The organism is Gordonia sp. BP-119 (assembly GCF_016924115.1).
GTDB classification, from domain to species: Bacteria; Actinomycetota; Actinomycetes; order Mycobacteriales; family Mycobacteriaceae; genus Gordonia; species Gordonia hongkongensis.
Genome location: NZ_JAFFZF010000023.1, coordinates 17,379 through 33,467 on the forward strand (window position 1 = coordinate 17,379; position 16,089 = coordinate 33,467).

Below are 16,089 nucleotides of genomic sequence, written 5' to 3' on the forward strand. Positions count from 1 at the left end.
TGAAGCTCCTCTCTGTTCGGCCGTGCGGCCGGTGCGGGATGGTCGGTCACTCCGGTCCGAACGGCTCGGAGAGCAATGTCGTGTAGGCCCTCTCGTCGAGCCAGGTGAGGCTCTCCAGCTGCAGCGCGTCAAGGAAGACCTCGCGGCCGGTGCGCAGGCTACGGATGGCCAGGCGAAGGTCGTTGCCGTCTCGGTCGGCGCGTACCCGCACCCGGGCGAACTCGTTGCGGACTACGAGCTCGCCGTCGGCAGAGCCGATGCGCAGCCAAGAACTCGGCTCTGGTGCGCCATCAGCCCCGACGTCCCGACTGCCGTCGAGGTCAGCCGCCTGGGCCTCAGAAGAAGATGGAGATGGCACGGGGCAACACCCGGTGGTCGAGGAGCACGGTCCGTTCGGCGATCTTCCAGCTCTCACCGGAGGTCACGATCCGGTCGCGACGGGAGCCGACGAAGAACTGCTCGGAGTTGGCTCGCCGGGACTGGAAGATGATGAAGTTGCACTCCGCTACCAGGTCGCCGTCCGGCCCGGGGGTGACCAGGACGTTGCTGATGAACCGGCGCGTCCGCGACCGCGGCTGCTCCGCGTGGGCAAGGCCACCGGCCAAGCGCTCCATCCGCTTGGCGAGGAAACGGGCGTCCTCCTCCATGAGCGACCACTCGCCGGGGACGTGGTCCCGGTGCTGCCGCACCTCACGGGTCTCCGTGATCGGCATCCAGTAATGGACATCCTCAGTGAACAGGTCGAGCCACTCGTCGTAGCGTTGCTCGTCGAGCATCTTGGCCTCGCTGTAGAGGAAGTCCTCGACGTCGCGGCGCAGATCGGTGAGGGAATTGGTCATTTCTGCTCTCCCGGGGTGGTCATGAGTTCGAGCCAGTAGCGATAGAAGTTGCGGTGGTTCTGCTCCGAATAGTGGGGCCCCAAATGGCCGGGGTATCCCTCCTCGTGGATCTCGCCCTCGTGCCCCAGGCCCATCGCGTAGTTGAAATCCCGGGTCTGGGAGACCACCCCTCGGGCGGACTCGGTGATTTGCTCGAAGTTCTCGCCATCGTCCTGGCCAAAGATCCCGGCCGCGGCGTTCTCCTGGGACATCTGGGTGCGGGCGAAGTCCTTGACCGACTGCGGCGCGTCGCGGTCGAAGAGCGCCGTCTGCCAGACCTCGATCTCACCCGGTCCCCTCGGGTGCCATTGGAAGAGCCCGAAGACGTGGAAGACGCCGAACTTGATCCATGACAGGTTCGGGAAGATATTGCCCTGACCGAGCCCGTGCATCTCCGCCTGCAGCGGGGAGACCCGGGCCTTGAGCCGCTCGTGCACGGCGTTGACGTACTCGATCGCCTCCGGCCCGAGGAGCTGAGCCATCCCGACGTCGTTCTGATAGGCCCGGCCGGGCTTGCTGATGTCGCCCATCCCGTGGCCGTGGTCGAAGTATGCGATGTAGTCGCCGAGCGTGTCGTAATCGGGGAGGAAGCCGATCTGGAAGGCCGACCCATGTGTGTAGAGCACGTGGTAGTCGTCGCCGGCGAAGTTCTCCGCCGCCAGCTTCCAGTTGGCCTTGATCCGGAACTTCATCGTGGGGCCGATCACCTCGAGCCCGCCGAGCGGCGCCTCGAAGGCCAGGTCCAGATACCAGAGCTGGTCAGCGCCGAGGTAGTCTACCAGCGGGATGGCGTCCTCGTCCCAATTGGCGAAGATGAAGCCCTTGTAGTTCTCCACCCGCGGAACGGCCTTCAGACCTAGGCGCGGCTTGTCCAGCTCGCCATGGTAGACGGTATCTGCGCGCGGTGCACCGATCAGATCGCCGTTGTTGCTGTAGGTCCAGCCGTGGTAGGGGCAGCGGAAGAACTTCGAGGACCCGGCGTCGGTGCTACACACGGCCATGCCCCGGTGGGCGCAGGAGTTGAGCATCACCCGGATCACTCCGTCCGCACCGCGAGTGGCGATCACAGGGTCCTCGCCCATGAAGTTCGTCAGGTAGTCGCCCGGCTCACTCAACTGGGACTCGTGGCCGATGAACAACCACGTCTTGGTGAATACCCGGTCCAATTCCTTGCGGTAGGTTGCCTCGTCGACGAAGACTGTTCTGCTGACGGCACCCTCGTCGGGCTTCACCAGGTCGTGCAGTCTTGCGGCGGCCACGTCAACGGGGCGTTCGCTAATGCTGGTCATGATCGGGTCCTCTCGGGGTCTGACGGGTTGCGTGAGGTGAGATGGGAGGGCGGACCCGAACGGCCCACCTGTAGGCGGATCGTCTGGGCGTCTGCGGTATCACTGAGCGCTGTCATTGCTGGTCCAACTGTTCTGGGCCCCGAGGTTTGCCATGCCCGCGGCGTACAGGGCACCCTGCGCGTCGAAGGGGAGGTGGGCCACGCCGGCCCGCTCGTATGACGGGGTCGCGGCTTCCAGCCGGCTGTAGATCTCCTCCATGTCCGGAGGCAGCTCATGGTCCTGCCAGGCGGCGTAGTCCCCGTAGCCGTGGTCGTAGTTCCACTCCGGCACGTAGTAGAGGCGCCCGGACGTCCCCGCGCTGTCCTGGGCGGCGAGGAAGAGCGAGATCGGCAGCAGGTGCTCGGGAATCGCCGGGCGCATGAAGTAGGCAATGCCCTGCTCGTTGAAGGCCCGGGCGGTGGCGTCGAACCACGACGCTCGGGTGTGCCCCGGCATGATCGCGTTAACCGCGACCCCGTCGCCGCGCACTTCCTCGGCGAGGTAGAAGGTCAGCGCCATCACGGCGGCCTTGGTGGCCTGGTAAGGCATCTCGACCGTCCACGGGCGCAGCCCGTGGTAGCCGCCGCCGGCGGCGACGGCCAGGACGCCACTGCTGACGACGTTGACGATGCTGCCCCGCTGCTGGGCCCGCATCGGCTCGATGAACCGGCGGATGGCCTTCAGCGTGCCGAACACGTTGACGCCGAACATCACCTCCCAGTCGCGGTCGGTCGTGTCAAGGGTGTTCCGGTGGCCTGTGGGCGGGAAGAGGGTTTCGGAGACCAGAGACGCGTTGTTCACTAGGACGTCGACGGTCCCGAACCTGTCGATTACAGCGTCTCGGGCGGCGTCGAGGGCGTCGTCGTCGGTGATGTCCATGTCGACGGCCATGCCGCTGCCGTCCGACTCCAGCTGCTTGCGGAAGTCGTCAGCGTCGTCCCACGTCAGGTCCGCTGCAACGACCTTGGCGCCGGCGCGCAACAGTCCCTCGCAGAGGGAACGGCCGATGCCGCGGGCTCCACCGGTGACAACGATGACTCGACCCGCCGCCTCGCCCTGCCACTCACCGAGTGCCCGCTCGACCAGCTGACGCTGCCGCGCAGTGGCCACGGTTTCTCCACCAGACTCCGACATCCAATTCTCCTCAAGTTAGGACGGCTTTCTGCATTGCAGTACACATAAAAGAGTATGACCTTCATCACAGGCTGTCTATGGGCTATTTTGGTATCGAGCTATTCACTGGTGAAACTAGGAGCCGTGCGTGGAGCTGCGTCAACTCAGGTATCTCGTTGCGGTGGCCCGCGAGGGGTCGTTCCTCCGCGCCGCCGCCACCCTCGATGTGCCGCAGCCCTCGCTGTGGCGTTCGATCAAGGCGCTGGAGGCGGAGCTGGGCATCGCCCTCTTCGAGAGGTCCGGCCGCGGAGTACAGCTCACCGGTGCCGGGAATCAATTGCTGCCCCGCGCCCATTACCTGCTGAATCGAGCGGAGTCGGTCTCCCAGTTTGCCCACGAACTCGCTCGCGGTCGAGCGGGCGTCGTCACGGTGGCCTGCGCATATCCGCACGTGTCACGGTTCCTCGCGCCCCTGATCGGCACCTTCCGGTCGGCGCATCCCGCTATCCACGTCGCCGTCCACGAGTACTCGGGCCTGCCCGCGATCGAACAGGTGCTTAACGGGGACGTCGATCTCGTGACGGGCCTCGGGCAGGCCGACCAGCGTCTTGCGGGCCACCAGCTCGGCGACGTGCGGCTGGCGGTGGTGACCTCCGACGACCACCCGTGGCGGGGCCGGAGCCACGTCTTGGTCGCTGAATTGCGTGGCCAGCCGGTGCTCACCGGGCACGCCGATAGCCTCACCCGGCGCCTGCTGGAGCCGGCGCTGCGGGCAGGGGGCTTCGGGCTCGACATCACGTCGGAGAGCGTCAACGCCACCACCATCGTTGCGCTCGCCCGGGCAGGGCTGGGCGTGGCCGTCATCGCCGACGACAACCTCAGTGCCGACGACTCGGCCAGATGGCCAGTGCTGGTCGACGAGCACACCCCGATGAGCGCCCCGCTGTGGATCTACTGGTCACGCGAAGGAGGCATCGCCCCGGCGGTACGGTCCTTCGTGCGCCACGTCCAGGGGACCGGCAACCGGCTGGACCGGGACGGCGGGCAGCCCAGTCCAGCCTGAGGCCCAGCCGACTTCGGCCTGACCACGCCGATCAGAGCAGGAGATGGTCGATCTCCTCCGCCGCAGCTACCAGCCGAGTGAGGATGTCCTGCTCGGTCGCCGAGCTCATGCGACTGAGCGGCAGCGAGGCCTTGACAGCCAACCGCGGAGAGCGGGTCGAGGCCAGTGCGACGGCGAGGGAGGCGACATCCTCCTCGCTCTCCTCCTTGCTCGACGCGAACCCCCGGGAACGGATCGTGCGCACCGCGTCGAGAAGTTCGGTCCGGGTGCCTAGCGAATGGGCTTTACCGCCTGGTGGACGCCGCCTACGAGAAACGTGCCATCGCGATCAGCTCGAACCTGCACCCGGCCGGTTTCGACGAACTCATGCCCAAGACCATCGCCACCGCGACAGTGGATCGGCTACTGCACCGCGCCCACGTCTGCCAGACCAGCGGCGACTCCGTCCGCCTCTCCGAAGCACTCGCAGGCCAGGGAGTGAAGCCCTTGTCCTGACAACCCGAAAACCCGAGATGGCCAACTTCTGGGCAGATCCCATTGAAGTGCCCCGGGTAATCGATGTCTCCATCAAACCCGGGGCACTTCAGCGGTCAGGTCGTCGGTGAGGCAGCATCGTGCGCACAGTCCTCGGCGGTGGGGTTCGTCCTGGTCTCCGCAGCGGGTGCAGGTCAGTCGGGGGTCGTCGATTCCGGCACAGTCAGTGCAGATGGGCTGGTCGTTGGCGAGGCCAGGCAGCAGTCGATCCGGGCGTTGGCAGCGGGGGCAGGTGCCGCGTCGGCGGGTGGCCTGTTGGTAGCAGCGGCGGCAGACGAAGCCCTCGGGCCAGCGCACTCCGCGATGCTGCTGCTCGTCGTTGCACCGTGTGCAGTGGTACTTCGATGTGTCAGCCATGTGTCCGCCGCCTGCCTGGGGGTCTACGCCGTCGGTCCGGGTCGGTGGATGTGTGCCCGCTTCGGTCGCAGTGGCACGTCGGTTGCGGGGGAGGCGTCGGTGGCTGTGGCGGTGCGTCTGGAGGGGGAGGTGTCGACGTGGAAGACGCAGAGGTCTTCGACGGTGCAGTCCAGGACGTGGCACAGCGCTCCGAGTAGGGCCAGGGGCAGTCGCTCAGGGGTGCGTCCCAGGAGGCGGTAGAGCTGGGAGGCGGAGAGTTCGATTCCCACGTCGTGCAATGGCGTGATCAGGTCGGACAGGGTGTGCATATCTCGGTCGGTCATGACCTGGCGTAGTCGCCACTGGTAGGCGATCCGGTGTTTCATTGCTGGTCGGTCCTTTCGGGCAGGCGTTTGGCCGCGGCGCGAAGTGCGGCGGCCACGACACGGCTGCGGTAGTCGGGGGAGACGAAGGTGTAGAGCGAGGTGGTTGAGGCGTACTTGTGTCCGACTTGTTCCTGGATGAAGCGGGTGTCGTATCCGGACTCGACCAGCAGCGTGACGTAGCTGCGGCGCAGGGAGTGAAAATCCAGTCCGGGATCGGTCAGGCCGGCGGTGTCGCAGAGGTCGGCGAAGCTATGGGACAACGCGCCGTTCGAGATGCGCTCGGATCGCTCGGTCGGGAACAATGCGGTCCCGACCGGGTGGTCAAAGGTGGTGCGGCCCTGGTCGATCCATCGTTTGAGGCAGTCGATCGCCCAGGCGGTCTCCGGGACCGTCAGGACGCCACGCCGCTTGGCCGCAGATCCCTTGCCGGGTTTGCCGTGGCGGACGTAGCAGAACCCGAACTGGCCGAACTGTGGTGCTCGAGGGTTCGGTCCGAAGTCTGTCAGATCCAGCATGCGGACTTCGTTGCGACGCAGGCCCCACGCGTAGGCGACCTTGATGATCGTCGCGGTCCGCAGGGCCACCATCGCGCCCTTCGAGCCAGCCTCGAAACGGTGGTTGACCTGATCGTCCGCGAAATCGCAAAGGTCCTGCAGTTCATCGGTGGTGTAGGCCCGTTTGAGTGGATTGTCGGGGCCCTCGTAGGTGTGGCGGGCCGAGTTGGCCTCGGTGATGATCTGTATCGGATGCGTGTCGAATCGGTCCTGGCATTGCTGGGTCCACTCGTAGGCCGGATCGAGCAGGTAGTCCATGAAATGCCGCAGTGCACCCTGGTAGCTCAGCACCGTGCCCAGGGCCAGGCCGTGGACCCCGCGCAGTTCGGTGAACCAGTCATCGACCATCGGGGCGTCCAGTGCCAGGGGCCGGCGACACCGCAGAAGTCCTGGAACCGCCGGATCGTGGCGACCTGGGCCGCGATCGTGCCAACGGACAGGTTCCGGGCCATCTGCTGGTGCGACCACCCGGTGACCATCGCCTCGAACACCGCGGCTTCCGGCCGCAGGACAGCGATGCCGTCGGCCAATTGCAGCCGCGCCGACCCCGGCGGAGGATCCTGATCTGCCATCTCGCACCACCCAAACATGGTTCGCGATATATGCGAAAGTATCGCACTTTGCGCGAATCAACACAAGAGGTCGCAGGTAGCGGCATTGCCAGTCAGTCCGCGGAGGTTGGGCCACTGCACTCAGAGGCGGCCCCGGGAAGCGGTCCGTCACGTGACGACGTGCAGGTCAGTCGGGGTGCCGGACAGGGCGGGCGAGAGAATGTCCGGGAGGTGTCGAGTTCGCAGAACTTACAACTCAGCACCCGCTACTTGTCATAACGTCTGGTTACCGGTGCTCGATGTGGGTGGCAAGGCGACACGAGTTTTCGGACACTGCTGCCCTGCGGAAACGACTGGTTCTGTGAGTGTCGCGAAATCGATCGCTAGCTAGCGGACGCGCTCGGACGGGGGTTTGACTACCTTGAGCCACCGTCGTGAGGTGGGGTCGTCACGTCCCACGCTGACTTGCGGATACGAGATGAAGGTCGCTTCGTCGATGTAGGGCGGGACCGTGGCTCTTTCTGGTGACGTCCTGCCGTGTGTCAGTTGAAGCCTCCGGACGGTGTCGTGGCCTGCTCTCTTTGCCACATGACGATGGTCAGTTCGGCGTAGAGGACGGTGTGGTCGTCCTGATCGGTCAGCCGCATCTCCATCTTCACTCGCCCGCGTGTTCCGTCGAGAGTGACCTCGGCAATCCGGACGGTTCCGGTGAGAACGTTCCCGGGTCGGACGGGCACCGGGAACCGGACCCGGTCGAATCCGAGCCCGGCGATCACTGCCCATTGGTTGAGCACTGTTTGTGTGAGCAGCCGTTGAGCGATGGCGATGGTGTGTACCCCGCTGGCGATGAGTCCGCGGAAGTGTCCCTGATCGGCCGCTTCCTCATCGATGTGAAACCACTGTGCGTCCCAGCGTGTGGCGAAATCCACCAGTTCGGCCTTGGAGACGGTGTGATCGCCCAGTTCGAGGATCTGGCCCGGGGTGAAGTCTTCGGCGTAGACGGACGGACTTGGGGGAGTGGCGTTCACAGCGACCTGGCTACGAGCAGCTTCATGATCTCGTTGGTGCCGCCGTAGATCCGCTGCACGCGGGAGGCGGTGTACATCTGGGCGATGGGGTACTCCATCATGTAGCCGTAGCCACCGAACAGCTGTAGGCACTTGTCCACCACGCGGCACTGCATGTCGGTGGCCCACAGCTTGATCATCGAGGCGCCGGCGGCGTCGAGGGTGCCGTCGATCTGGCGGCGGATGCCGTCGTCGATCAGCGCCTTGCCGGCGTAGACGTCGGCCTTGCACTCGGCTAGTACGAACTGGGTGTTCTGGAAGTCCAGGAGTTTCTTGCCGAACGCATCGCGCTCTTTGACGTACCGGATGGTCTCGATCACCGCGGCCTCGGCCACTGCCACGCCGGCGACTCCGATGATGAGTCGCTCCCGCGGCAACTGGGTCATGAGTTCGGCGAAGCCGGAGCCCTCCTCGCCAAGGATGTTCTCCACCGGTACCCGCATGTCGTCAAAGAAGAGTTCGCGGGTGTCCCATCCGTGCATGCCGATCTTCTCGAGGACGGCGCCGCGGGAGAAGCCCGCGACGTTATTGTCGACCTCGGCGACTAGTAGGGAGATGCCCTTGCCGCCGGCCGCTGGATCGGTCTTGGCCACGATGACAACCAAGTCGCAGTGGGTGCCGTTGGAGATGAAGGTCTTGGCGCCGTTGACCACGTAGTGGTCGCCGTCGCGGATCGCTGTGGTCTTGACGTTCTGCAGGTCTGAGCCGGTACCAGGCTCGGTCATGGCGACGGCCACCACTTTCTCGCCGGAGGCGAGCCCGGGTAGCCAGCGGCGCTTTTGCTCCTCGGTCCCGTAGGCGTTGATGTAGTGGCTGACGATCGTGGAGTGCACGGTGAAGCCGAACGCGCTGTCGTGCGCGTACGCCAGTTCCTGGGCCACTACAGCCTCGTGGCCGAAGTCGCCTCCCCCGCCGCCGTCCTTTTCGGCGATGTCGGTGAGCAGTAGGCCTGCCGCTCCGGCTCTGTTCCAGAGTTCGCGGTCGACGTGGCCCTGCCGGGCCCAGTCCGCCTGGCGGGGGGTGACTTCTCTGGCGAAGAAGGCGCGGGCGTGGTCCCGTAGCAACTCGTGGGACTCGGTTTGCCAGGTGGGGCGGTGGTCGGGGAACAGGGTGGTGGTCATGATCTTGTCCTTGTCGGGCCGGGTCAGCGGCCGGTGAAGTTCGGCGAACGCTTGGCCACGAAGGCGGCCTGGCCCTCGTGGCTGTCGTCTGAGGCGAGTGAATAGACGAAGTTGCGCTTTTCGTGCTCGAGCCCTGCGGCTATCGACCCGGTCTGCGCGGCCAGGGCGGCGTCTTTGGCCAGGGCCACGGCCAGCGGGGAATTAGCCGAGATCCGCTGCGCCAGGGCGATCGCCTGTTCGACGACCTCGTCGTCGTCGACCACCTTTCCCACCAGGCCGAGGGTGGCGGCCTCGGTCCCGGTGACCAGGTCGCCGCTGAGCAGCAGTGCCATGGCGCGAGGTTTGCCGAGCGCCCGGATGAGTCGTTGGGTGCCGCCGCCGCCGGGGATGACGCCGAGCTTGACCTCGGGTAATCCAAGGCGGGCACCCTGGCCGACGATGCTGGTGTCGCAGGCCAGGACGAGTTCGAGCCCGCCCCCCAGGGCCAGGCCCTCGACGGCTGCGATCACCGGTTTGGGGAAGTTCTCCAGGTCGGCCCATAGAGTCCCCCCGGAGGCCCGCCGCTGCCCGATCAACGGATCGGCCCGCAGGGCGTCGAACGCGGTGATGTCTGCTCCAGCGCAGAACACGCCGCTCGCGCCGGCCAAAACTATGGCGCGCACGGAGTCATCGGTCCGCAGCTCGGCTAGGTGCCCGTTCAAGGCTGCGAACACCGCGGCGTTCAGTGCATTCCGGGCCTCGGGTCGGTTGATGCGCAGGATCGCGACGGCTCCGCGTCGTTCGCTGCGCACCACATCATCGTGTCCGCTCCGGTTGTTCATTCCTCGGCTCCCCGGTAGAGATCGGCGTGGTCGGTGCGTAGCGTCTTTTTGTCCAACTTGCCGACGCTGGTGCGCGGCAGCGCGTCGGCGAAGATGACGATGTCGGGCAGTTGCCACTTGGCGAACTTGTCTTCCAACACGGCGTGGATGTCGTCGACGTCAAGATCGGCACCGTCTTCTTGGACGACGATCGCAACCGGGCGCTCTTGCCACTTGGGATGCTCGATCCCCACCACGGCGGCTTCGCGGACCTGTGGGTGGGCGACGATCGCGTTTTCCATGTCGATCGAGGAGATCCATTCGCCGCCGCTTTTGACCACGTCCTTGATGCGGTCGGTCAGCTTGAGGTAGCCGTCGGGGCGGATCGTGCCGGCATCGCCGCTGCGCCACCACCCATCGGCGAACGCGCCGCCTTTGTCTTCCATCTTGTGGTAGCGCTCGATGATCCACGGGCCGCGCATGAGCACCTCGCCCTGGGAGACACCGTCGTGGGGTAGTTCGGTTCCGTCCGGTCCGACGACCTTGATGTCGATCCCGTTGACCAGCAGACCCTGGGCCCGCTTGAGATCCCACTTCTCCTTCTCACTGAGCACGTCCCGCAGCGTGTGCTTCAGGCCTGCGTTGACGGTGACCAGCGGAGTGGTCTCCGTGGCGCCGTAGGCGTGGATGATGTCGGCGCCGGTGAGGTCATGGAAGCCGCGCATGAGCGTCAACGACGGTTCGGTCGCCCCGGACAGCAGACGGGCGCGGCTGAAGTCCGGGCGCGTCTTGAGTGTGCGGATGTAGTCGAGCATCGGCTCGAAGATCGCGGGGGCACCGTTGGCTACGGTGACGGACTCGGAGATCATCGCGTCAACCAGCACAGAGGTGTCCTCGGCCGTATACCGTCCGGGCAGCACGACCTTGGCGGCCGAGTAGATGGCCGACTGCGGCAGTCCCCAGCCCTGGCCGTGGAACATCGGGGTGATGACCATGACGGTGTCGTCGTCGCCCATCTTCAACTGCGCTGCCTCGGCAAGAGTGTGGAGGTAGATCCCGCGATGGGAGTAGTACACGCCCTTGGGGCGGCCGGTGGTGCCGGTGGTGTAGCACGCGCTGTACGCCGAGGTTTCGTCGATCATCGGCCAGTCGAAGGTCGATTCCGCGGCCGTCAGCGCGTCTTCCCAGTGGACGACCCCGGGCAGGGTGGTGGAGATCTCCGAGAGTGGCTTGTCCGTCATGACCACCCAGGTCTTCACCCCGACGCCCTGCTCGACCAGCGCCTCGGCCACGGGCAGCAGGGACTCGTCGACCAGCACGATCGAGGCTTCGGCGTGGTCGGTGACATAGGCCAGGTCCACCGGGGCGAGCCGCAGGTTCATCTGCAGCATCACCGATGCGATACCGGGAATCGCCCAGTACAGCTCCATATGGCGTTTGGAGTTCCAATCCAGGATTCCCACCACCGTTCCGGGGCCGGCCCCCAGCCCGGTGAGCGCGTGGGCTGACTTCCCGACCCGCTCGAACATGTCTGCGTAGGTGTAGCGGTCCCAGCCCCCGTCGATGGTGCGGAATACGATCTCCTGCTCGGGGTAGGTCCGGGCGGAGTGCCGCAGCAGGGTGGTGGTGTTGAGCTGGTAACTGTCACCGTGTGTCGACGGCAGACCGGTGACGATGGGGTGGGACGTCATGTTGGTGCTCCTGAAGTGGGGTTGGGACGGTGGCTGGGACGGAGGGGGCTCGTCAGAGGCGTTCGATGATGGTGGTGTTAGCGGTGCCGTGGGCTTCGCAGATGGTCTGTAGCCCGTATCGGCTGCCGGTGCGTTCGAGCTCGGTCAGCAGGTCCGTCATCATGCGGGCGCCGGTGGATCCGAGGGGATGGCCCACGGCCACCGAGCCGCCGTTGACGTTGAGTTTGTCGTCGGGGACGCCGAACTCTTTTTGGAACATCAGCGGTACTCCCGCGAACGCTTCGTTGACCTCGAACAGGTCGATATCGTCCACCGTGAGCCCCGACCGGACCAGGGCCTTGCGGGTGGACTCGAGGATCGCGGTGAACTGGATGATCGGATCGGCCGCGGCGACCGCGTGGACCACGAAGCGGGCGCGGGGGGTGAGCCCGTGGGCCTCGGCGAACTCACGGTCGGCGATGAGTAGTGCGGCGGCACCGTCGCTGAGCTGGGAGGAGTTGGCTGCGGTGGTCTTGCCGTCCTCGGCGAACACCGCCCGCAGGGACGCCATCTTCTCCGGGTCGAGCTCGGCCCGGATCCCCTCATCCGCGGTCACGGGCTCGCTGGAGTCATCGAGCGGGTCGCGGCGCAACGGAACCAGCTGGGTCTCGAAGCGGCCGTCGCGGGTGGCAGCCAGCGCCCGCTCATGGCTCCGGCGGCTGAACGCGTCGAGTTCCTCCCGGCTGAGGTCGAAGCGGGTGTTCATCAGCTCACTGGACGGGCCCTGCACCAGCAGTCCGCCGTCGTAGCGGGCCAGCTCCCGGGGGGAGTACTGCGGGCCGAGCGGGGCGCCGGGTTGTAGTGAGGATGGCAGCGCCACCTGTGACATCGACTCCACGCCGCATGCGATGGCGAGGTCGTAGGACCCCGCCTCCACACCGTGGGCGGCAAATGCGACAGCTTGCTGCCCCGAGCCGCACTGTCGGTCCACGGTCACGGCCGGCACCGAATCGGGCAGGCCGGAGGAGAGTACAGCATGGCGGGCGATGTTGGAGCTCTGCTGGTCGTGCGTCATCACACAGCCAGCGATCACGTCGTCGATTTTCTCCGGCGCCACATCACTGCGGCGAACCAGTTCACTGAGGGTGGCCCCCAGCAGATCGGCGGGATGCCAGGCGGCCAGCGCCCCGCCGCGCTTGCCGACCGGGGTCCGGACGGCATCGACGATCACCGCCTCGCGGGTGGCTCGGGAACTACGGGGCTGGGGGGAGTCGGTCATGACTGGGTCCTTCCTCAAGGTGGTCAGGCGGTAGTCGCCGTGAGCGCGTGAGTGGTCTGCGCTGTGGCCGGGTGGGCATCGCGAACGGCGCTGAGCGGGATGTCGTGGCGCGCGGCCAGATCCTCCCAGTGGGCCGTGGTGCGCGCGGCGAAGGCGCGGGTGTAGGCGGCGGATGTGCCGTCGCAATCGAGTACCTCTCTGGTGCGGGCCTCGAAGTGCGGCTCGAGTGCCCCCAGGGCGATATGGCCGTCGGCGGTGGCATAGATGTTGTAGGAGGGCAGAGCCCCGCCCAGTGGTGCTCCATTGCCAAACAGGCCGTGCCGGAGGGCAGCCGCGGAGTCGTACGCGGCCGCGTCGAGAGTGATGCGTTGATGTCCACCGGAGTCGTGCTGTCCCCGCGCCAGCAGCAGTGCCAGGGCGGCCGAGATGGCCCGCTCCCCACCGACGGTGTCGGCGACCGGGACCAGCGGCAGGTGCGGCGGCCGGATGGTGCCGTATCTCGCCTGATAGGTCAGGTCGTGGCCCGCGACCTCCTCGTCGGCGCCGTCGTAGCCCACGATCTCCACATGGCACAACCGCGGGTAGCGGTCGCTGAGATCGCCGAGGCCGAGTCGGCAGAACGCTGACGGGCGCATGGCGGTCACCAACACGTCCGCCGTATCGAGCAGCCTGGTCAGCTCCTCCAGGCCGCTACGACTCTTGAGGTCGGCCCGACGAACCTCCACCCCCTGTGTCAGTTCTGCGTACCAGGAGGGCGCGGCCACGGCCAAGGCGTCACCCACCGGCGGCTCCACTTTGATCACCGCTGCGCCGAGGTCACGAAGGCCTGCCACGGCCAGCGGACCGGGCAGGTTGGTAGCCAAAGAGACGACCTGTATGCCGGCCAGGGGTCGGAGCGATCGAAGACTCATTCCAGCGACTATACAAGTAGTCAGTAAACTTAGCCACTGTATAGCTTTAGCGATTGGCGCGTCCCCGTAGACTCGTTTGTCGACCGAAGGGAGACCGCGTGGACCGCCCCGCCCAGCACTCCGGCGACCAAGATCTCACCGCCAAAGCGCGAATCCGCAACGCCGCTCTCGAGCTTTACGCGGCCAACGGCGAGGACCGCACACCGATGCGGGCGGTCGCGGCCGCCGCCGGGGTGACTGTCGGGCTGGTGGTCCATCACTACGGGTCCAAAGACGGCCTCCGCGAGGCCGTGGAGCAGATCGTCGTGGAGCGTTTTGCGTCGGCCCTTGCTTCGGCGCCGACCGACGGGGCCGGCGAAGAAATCGCTCGCGTCCGGAATGAATCCGTCGCGGAAATGCTGTTCAGAAACCCGGAGGTGGTCAACTACCTCCGCCGGGCGCTACTCGAACCCGGCGGCCAGCGGGGGCAACTGCTGGAGCGGCTCACCGAACTCACCCACCGGGAGGTCGTTGCGATGCGCGAGACCGGCGCGGCCTCGCGAGGTCGCGCCGACTCCGTCCAGGTGGTCGACGTGATCATCAACCAGATGGGCCGACTGTTCCTGCAGCCGCTGGTGGATGCCGTCTGGACCCACCTCGGGACCTTCACCCACACCGAGGGGCACAGCAAGCCCGAACTCGGCGTGAGCGTGTCCGGGGGAGGAGCTGTCGATCGTTCCCACGGGTCAGCCACCTGACCCGAGTTTCACTTTCACTGAACATCTGTACAAGCATCACGCTGGCGGTTACTGTTCCTGCTGTGTCCGGGGTCACATACCCGATCCCGGAGTCATCGACACCTCAGGAGTCACCATGGCCACTCTCGGAGGCGCCCTCGCGCTCAATGCCCGCCGGCACCCGGACAAGACCGCACTGATCTTCGGCGAGAGCACCTACTCGTACGAGCAGCTCGCGGCCCGGATCAATCAGTATGCGCACGCGTTGGCGTCGCTCGGAGTCGGCAAGGGCGACAGGGTGGCACTGCTGAGTCCGAACTCCGACGCGTACATCCTGGGCCTGTACGGAGCGTTCCGACTGGGGGCCGTCGCCGTGCCTCTCAACCCTCGCGTGCCGGCCCGCGAACTTCGCTACCTGCTCGAGGACTCCGGTGCGACGGTGCTGCTGTACTCCGAGGGGCTCGCGGTGGTGGTGGCCGGCCTCGACGAACTCGATCCGCTGCCGTCCGCGCCGCAAAGTCTGGTGCTGGACGAGCCCGCCGCGCAGGGCATCGCGCGGCTCGCAGACACCATGCCGACCACCGCGCCGGAAGTGGAGGTCATCGAGGACGACGACTGCATTATCCTCTACACCTCGGGCACGACCGGGCGTCCCAAGGGAGCGTTGTTCGACCATCACCGCATGCTGTGGGTGGGGAACTCGGTTTCCGCACTCGGTATGAATATCTTCGACCGGAATCTGCACGTCGCGCCGATGTACCACTGCGCGGAGCTGGTCCTGTTCGTTATGTCAGGGTTCAGCCTGGGCACCACTCACGTGGTGCTGCCAGCGTTCGAGCCCAAGGCGGTCCTGGATGCGCTGGAGAAGCACCGCATCACCGTGTTCCTGGGCGTGCCCACCATGTACCAGATACTGCTGCAGCACCCCGAGCTCGGCACGCGCGATCTGTCCGCGTGGCGGCTGGGCTTCTTCGGCGCCGCACCAATGCCGCCGAGCGCGGCGACCAGCTTGCTCGCCACCCTGCCGCACGTGCAGTTCTTCCAGCTGTGCGGCCAAACCGAAGGCGGCCCGACCGGCATCTTCCTCACTCCGGACGAAGTACGCGCCCGCCCAGATGCCACCGGACGGGCGTCCATCACTAACGCCGAGACGCGGATCGTCGACGACGAGGGCAACGACACCGCGGTCGGCGAGCCCGGGGAGATCATTTACCGAGGCGAGACCATCATGAAGGGCTACTGGAACAAGCCCGAGGCCACCGCCGATGCGCTCCGCGACGGCTGGCTGCACAGCGGCGACGTGGCGGTCCGGGACGCCGACGGGTTTATCACGATCGTTGATCGGATGAAGGACATGATCATCACGGGCGGGCGCAACGTGTACTCGGTGGAGGTCGAACAGGCCCTCGCCGGCCACCCGGACGTGGCCGATGTGGCGGTCGTCGGGCGGCCGGACGAGATGCTCGGGGAGAGCCTCATCGCCGTCGTCACCCCGGTCGAGGGCCGCGAGGTCACCTTGGAGTCGCTCCGCGAGTACGGATCCCAGTTCATTGCGGGTTACAAGCTTCCGCGCGAGCTCATCACCCGGCCCATTCCCCGTAACCCCTCGGGGAAGATTCTCAAGCACGTGCTGCGTGATGCAATCACGGAAGGCACAGTCGCCACCAGCTAACAATCGGATAGCTCGTTAGGCTCCTCTACCAAGCCACCTGCCATTTGGCCCGCTCTGGGAGAGGTCGAGTTCGCGGGATACTCGGCATCGCCTACTTTACATAACGTAGA

The 16,089-nt window shown here is 66.2% G+C and carries 15 protein-coding genes and 3 pseudogenes; 4 read left to right on the forward strand and 14 right to left on the reverse strand.

Annotated features, from left to right (window positions below; translation table 11 throughout):
• Positions 1-46: 46 nt before the first annotated feature.
• From JW364_RS14230 to JW364_RS14245, 4 genes are all read right to left on the reverse strand, one after another.
• Complete coding sequence (locus tag JW364_RS14230; protein ID WP_006897068.1) at positions 47-358, reverse strand: hypothetical protein; 312 nt, start codon at positions 356-358, stop codon at positions 47-49.
• Positions 336-839, reverse strand: a complete 504-nt coding sequence (locus tag JW364_RS14235; RefSeq protein WP_006897069.1) for an aromatic-ring-hydroxylating dioxygenase subunit beta — start codon at positions 837-839, stop codon at positions 336-338. Before JW364_RS14235 ends, JW364_RS14230 begins: the two co-directional genes overlap by 23 nt.
• The gene (locus JW364_RS14240) at positions 836-2,167 is read right to left on the reverse strand and encodes an aromatic ring-hydroxylating dioxygenase subunit alpha (RefSeq protein ID WP_006897070.1); all 1,332 of its coding nucleotides are present in this window, start codon (positions 2,165-2,167) and stop codon (positions 836-838) included. Before JW364_RS14240 ends, JW364_RS14235 begins: the two co-directional genes overlap by 4 nt.
• A gap of 99 nt (positions 2,168-2,266) precedes the next feature.
• The gene (locus JW364_RS14245) at positions 2,267-3,316 is read right to left on the reverse strand and encodes an SDR family NAD(P)-dependent oxidoreductase (RefSeq protein ID WP_101841495.1); all 1,050 of its coding nucleotides are present in this window, start codon (positions 3,314-3,316) and stop codon (positions 2,267-2,269) included.
• Between the two features lie 151 nt (positions 3,317-3,467).
• Here JW364_RS14245 and JW364_RS14250 point away from each other — a divergent pair, with 151 nt between their 5' ends.
• Positions 3,468-4,382 carry a LysR family transcriptional regulator gene (locus tag JW364_RS14250; protein WP_006897072.1) on the forward strand — a complete coding sequence of 305 codons (915 nt, stop codon included), beginning with the start codon at positions 3,468-3,470 and terminating at the stop codon, positions 4,380-4,382.
• A gap of 31 nt (positions 4,383-4,413) precedes the next feature.
• On the opposite strand, the pseudogene JW364_RS14255 reads toward JW364_RS14250, so the two are convergent.
• Positions 4,414-4,638 (reverse strand): annotated as a pseudogene (locus JW364_RS14255) (IclR family transcriptional regulator C-terminal domain-containing protein); the annotation flags it as partial.
• A gap of 17 nt (positions 4,639-4,655) precedes the next feature.
• Between JW364_RS14255 and JW364_RS14260 the strand changes: the two are divergent.
• Positions 4,656-4,877: pseudogene (locus JW364_RS14260) on the forward strand (ATP-binding protein); the annotation flags it as partial.
• A 527-nt stretch (positions 4,878-5,404) separates the two neighbouring features.
• Here the strand turns inward: JW364_RS14260 and JW364_RS14265 are convergent.
• The 9 genes and pseudogenes from JW364_RS14265 to JW364_RS14305 form a co-directional block, all read right to left on the reverse strand.
• Positions 5,405-5,638: pseudogene (locus JW364_RS14265) on the reverse strand (helix-turn-helix domain-containing protein); the annotation flags it as partial.
• Complete coding sequence (locus JW364_RS14270) at positions 5,635-6,540, reverse strand: tyrosine-type recombinase/integrase (protein ID WP_006897077.1); 906 nt, start codon at positions 6,538-6,540, stop codon at positions 5,635-5,637. The gene JW364_RS14270 and the pseudogene JW364_RS14265, both read right to left, overlap by 4 nt.
• Positions 6,477-6,764, reverse strand: a complete 288-nt coding sequence (locus JW364_RS14275) for a hypothetical protein (RefSeq protein WP_006897078.1) — start codon at positions 6,762-6,764, stop codon at positions 6,477-6,479. The genes JW364_RS14270 and JW364_RS14275 overlap by 64 nt, the downstream gene beginning before the upstream one ends.
• Before the next feature lie 521 nt (positions 6,765-7,285).
• A complete protein-coding gene (locus JW364_RS14280; protein ID WP_055476448.1) occupies positions 7,286-7,771 on the reverse strand; it encodes a MaoC/PaaZ C-terminal domain-containing protein in 486 nt (161 codons plus the stop codon).
• Positions 7,768-8,931, reverse strand: coding sequence for an acyl-CoA dehydrogenase family protein (locus JW364_RS14285; RefSeq protein WP_008382198.1), 1,164 nt, complete (start codon positions 8,929-8,931; stop codon positions 7,768-7,770). The genes JW364_RS14280 and JW364_RS14285 overlap by 4 nt, the downstream gene beginning before the upstream one ends.
• A gap of 23 nt (positions 8,932-8,954) precedes the next feature.
• Positions 8,955-9,752: an enoyl-CoA hydratase/isomerase family protein gene (locus JW364_RS14290; protein ID WP_008382197.1), complete on the reverse strand. Its 798-nt coding sequence runs from the start codon at positions 9,750-9,752 to the stop codon at positions 8,955-8,957.
• On the reverse strand, positions 9,749-11,422 hold the full coding sequence (locus tag JW364_RS14295) for a long-chain-fatty-acid--CoA ligase (RefSeq protein WP_006897082.1): 1,674 nt from the start codon (positions 11,420-11,422) through the stop codon (positions 9,749-9,751). Before JW364_RS14295 ends, JW364_RS14290 begins: the two co-directional genes overlap by 4 nt.
• A 52-nt stretch (positions 11,423-11,474) precedes the next feature.
• A complete protein-coding gene (locus JW364_RS14300; protein WP_055476449.1) occupies positions 11,475-12,680 on the reverse strand; it encodes a thiolase family protein in 1,206 nt (401 codons plus the stop codon).
• A 23-nt stretch (positions 12,681-12,703) separates the two neighbouring features.
• Entirely contained in the window at positions 12,704-13,591 is an 888-nt protein-coding gene (locus JW364_RS14305) for a CoA transferase (RefSeq protein ID WP_055476450.1), read from the reverse strand.
• 98 nt (positions 13,592-13,689) lie between these two features.
• Here JW364_RS14305 and JW364_RS14310 point away from each other — a divergent pair, with 98 nt between their 5' ends.
• Entirely contained in the window at positions 13,690-14,328 is a 639-nt protein-coding gene (locus JW364_RS14310) for a TetR/AcrR family transcriptional regulator (protein ID WP_055476451.1), read from the forward strand.
• A 115-nt stretch (positions 14,329-14,443) separates the two neighbouring features.
• Complete coding sequence (locus tag JW364_RS14315) at positions 14,444-15,979, forward strand: long-chain fatty acid--CoA ligase (RefSeq protein WP_055476452.1); 1,536 nt, start codon at positions 14,444-14,446, stop codon at positions 15,977-15,979.
• The last annotated feature ends 110 nt before the right edge of the window (positions 15,980-16,089 follow it).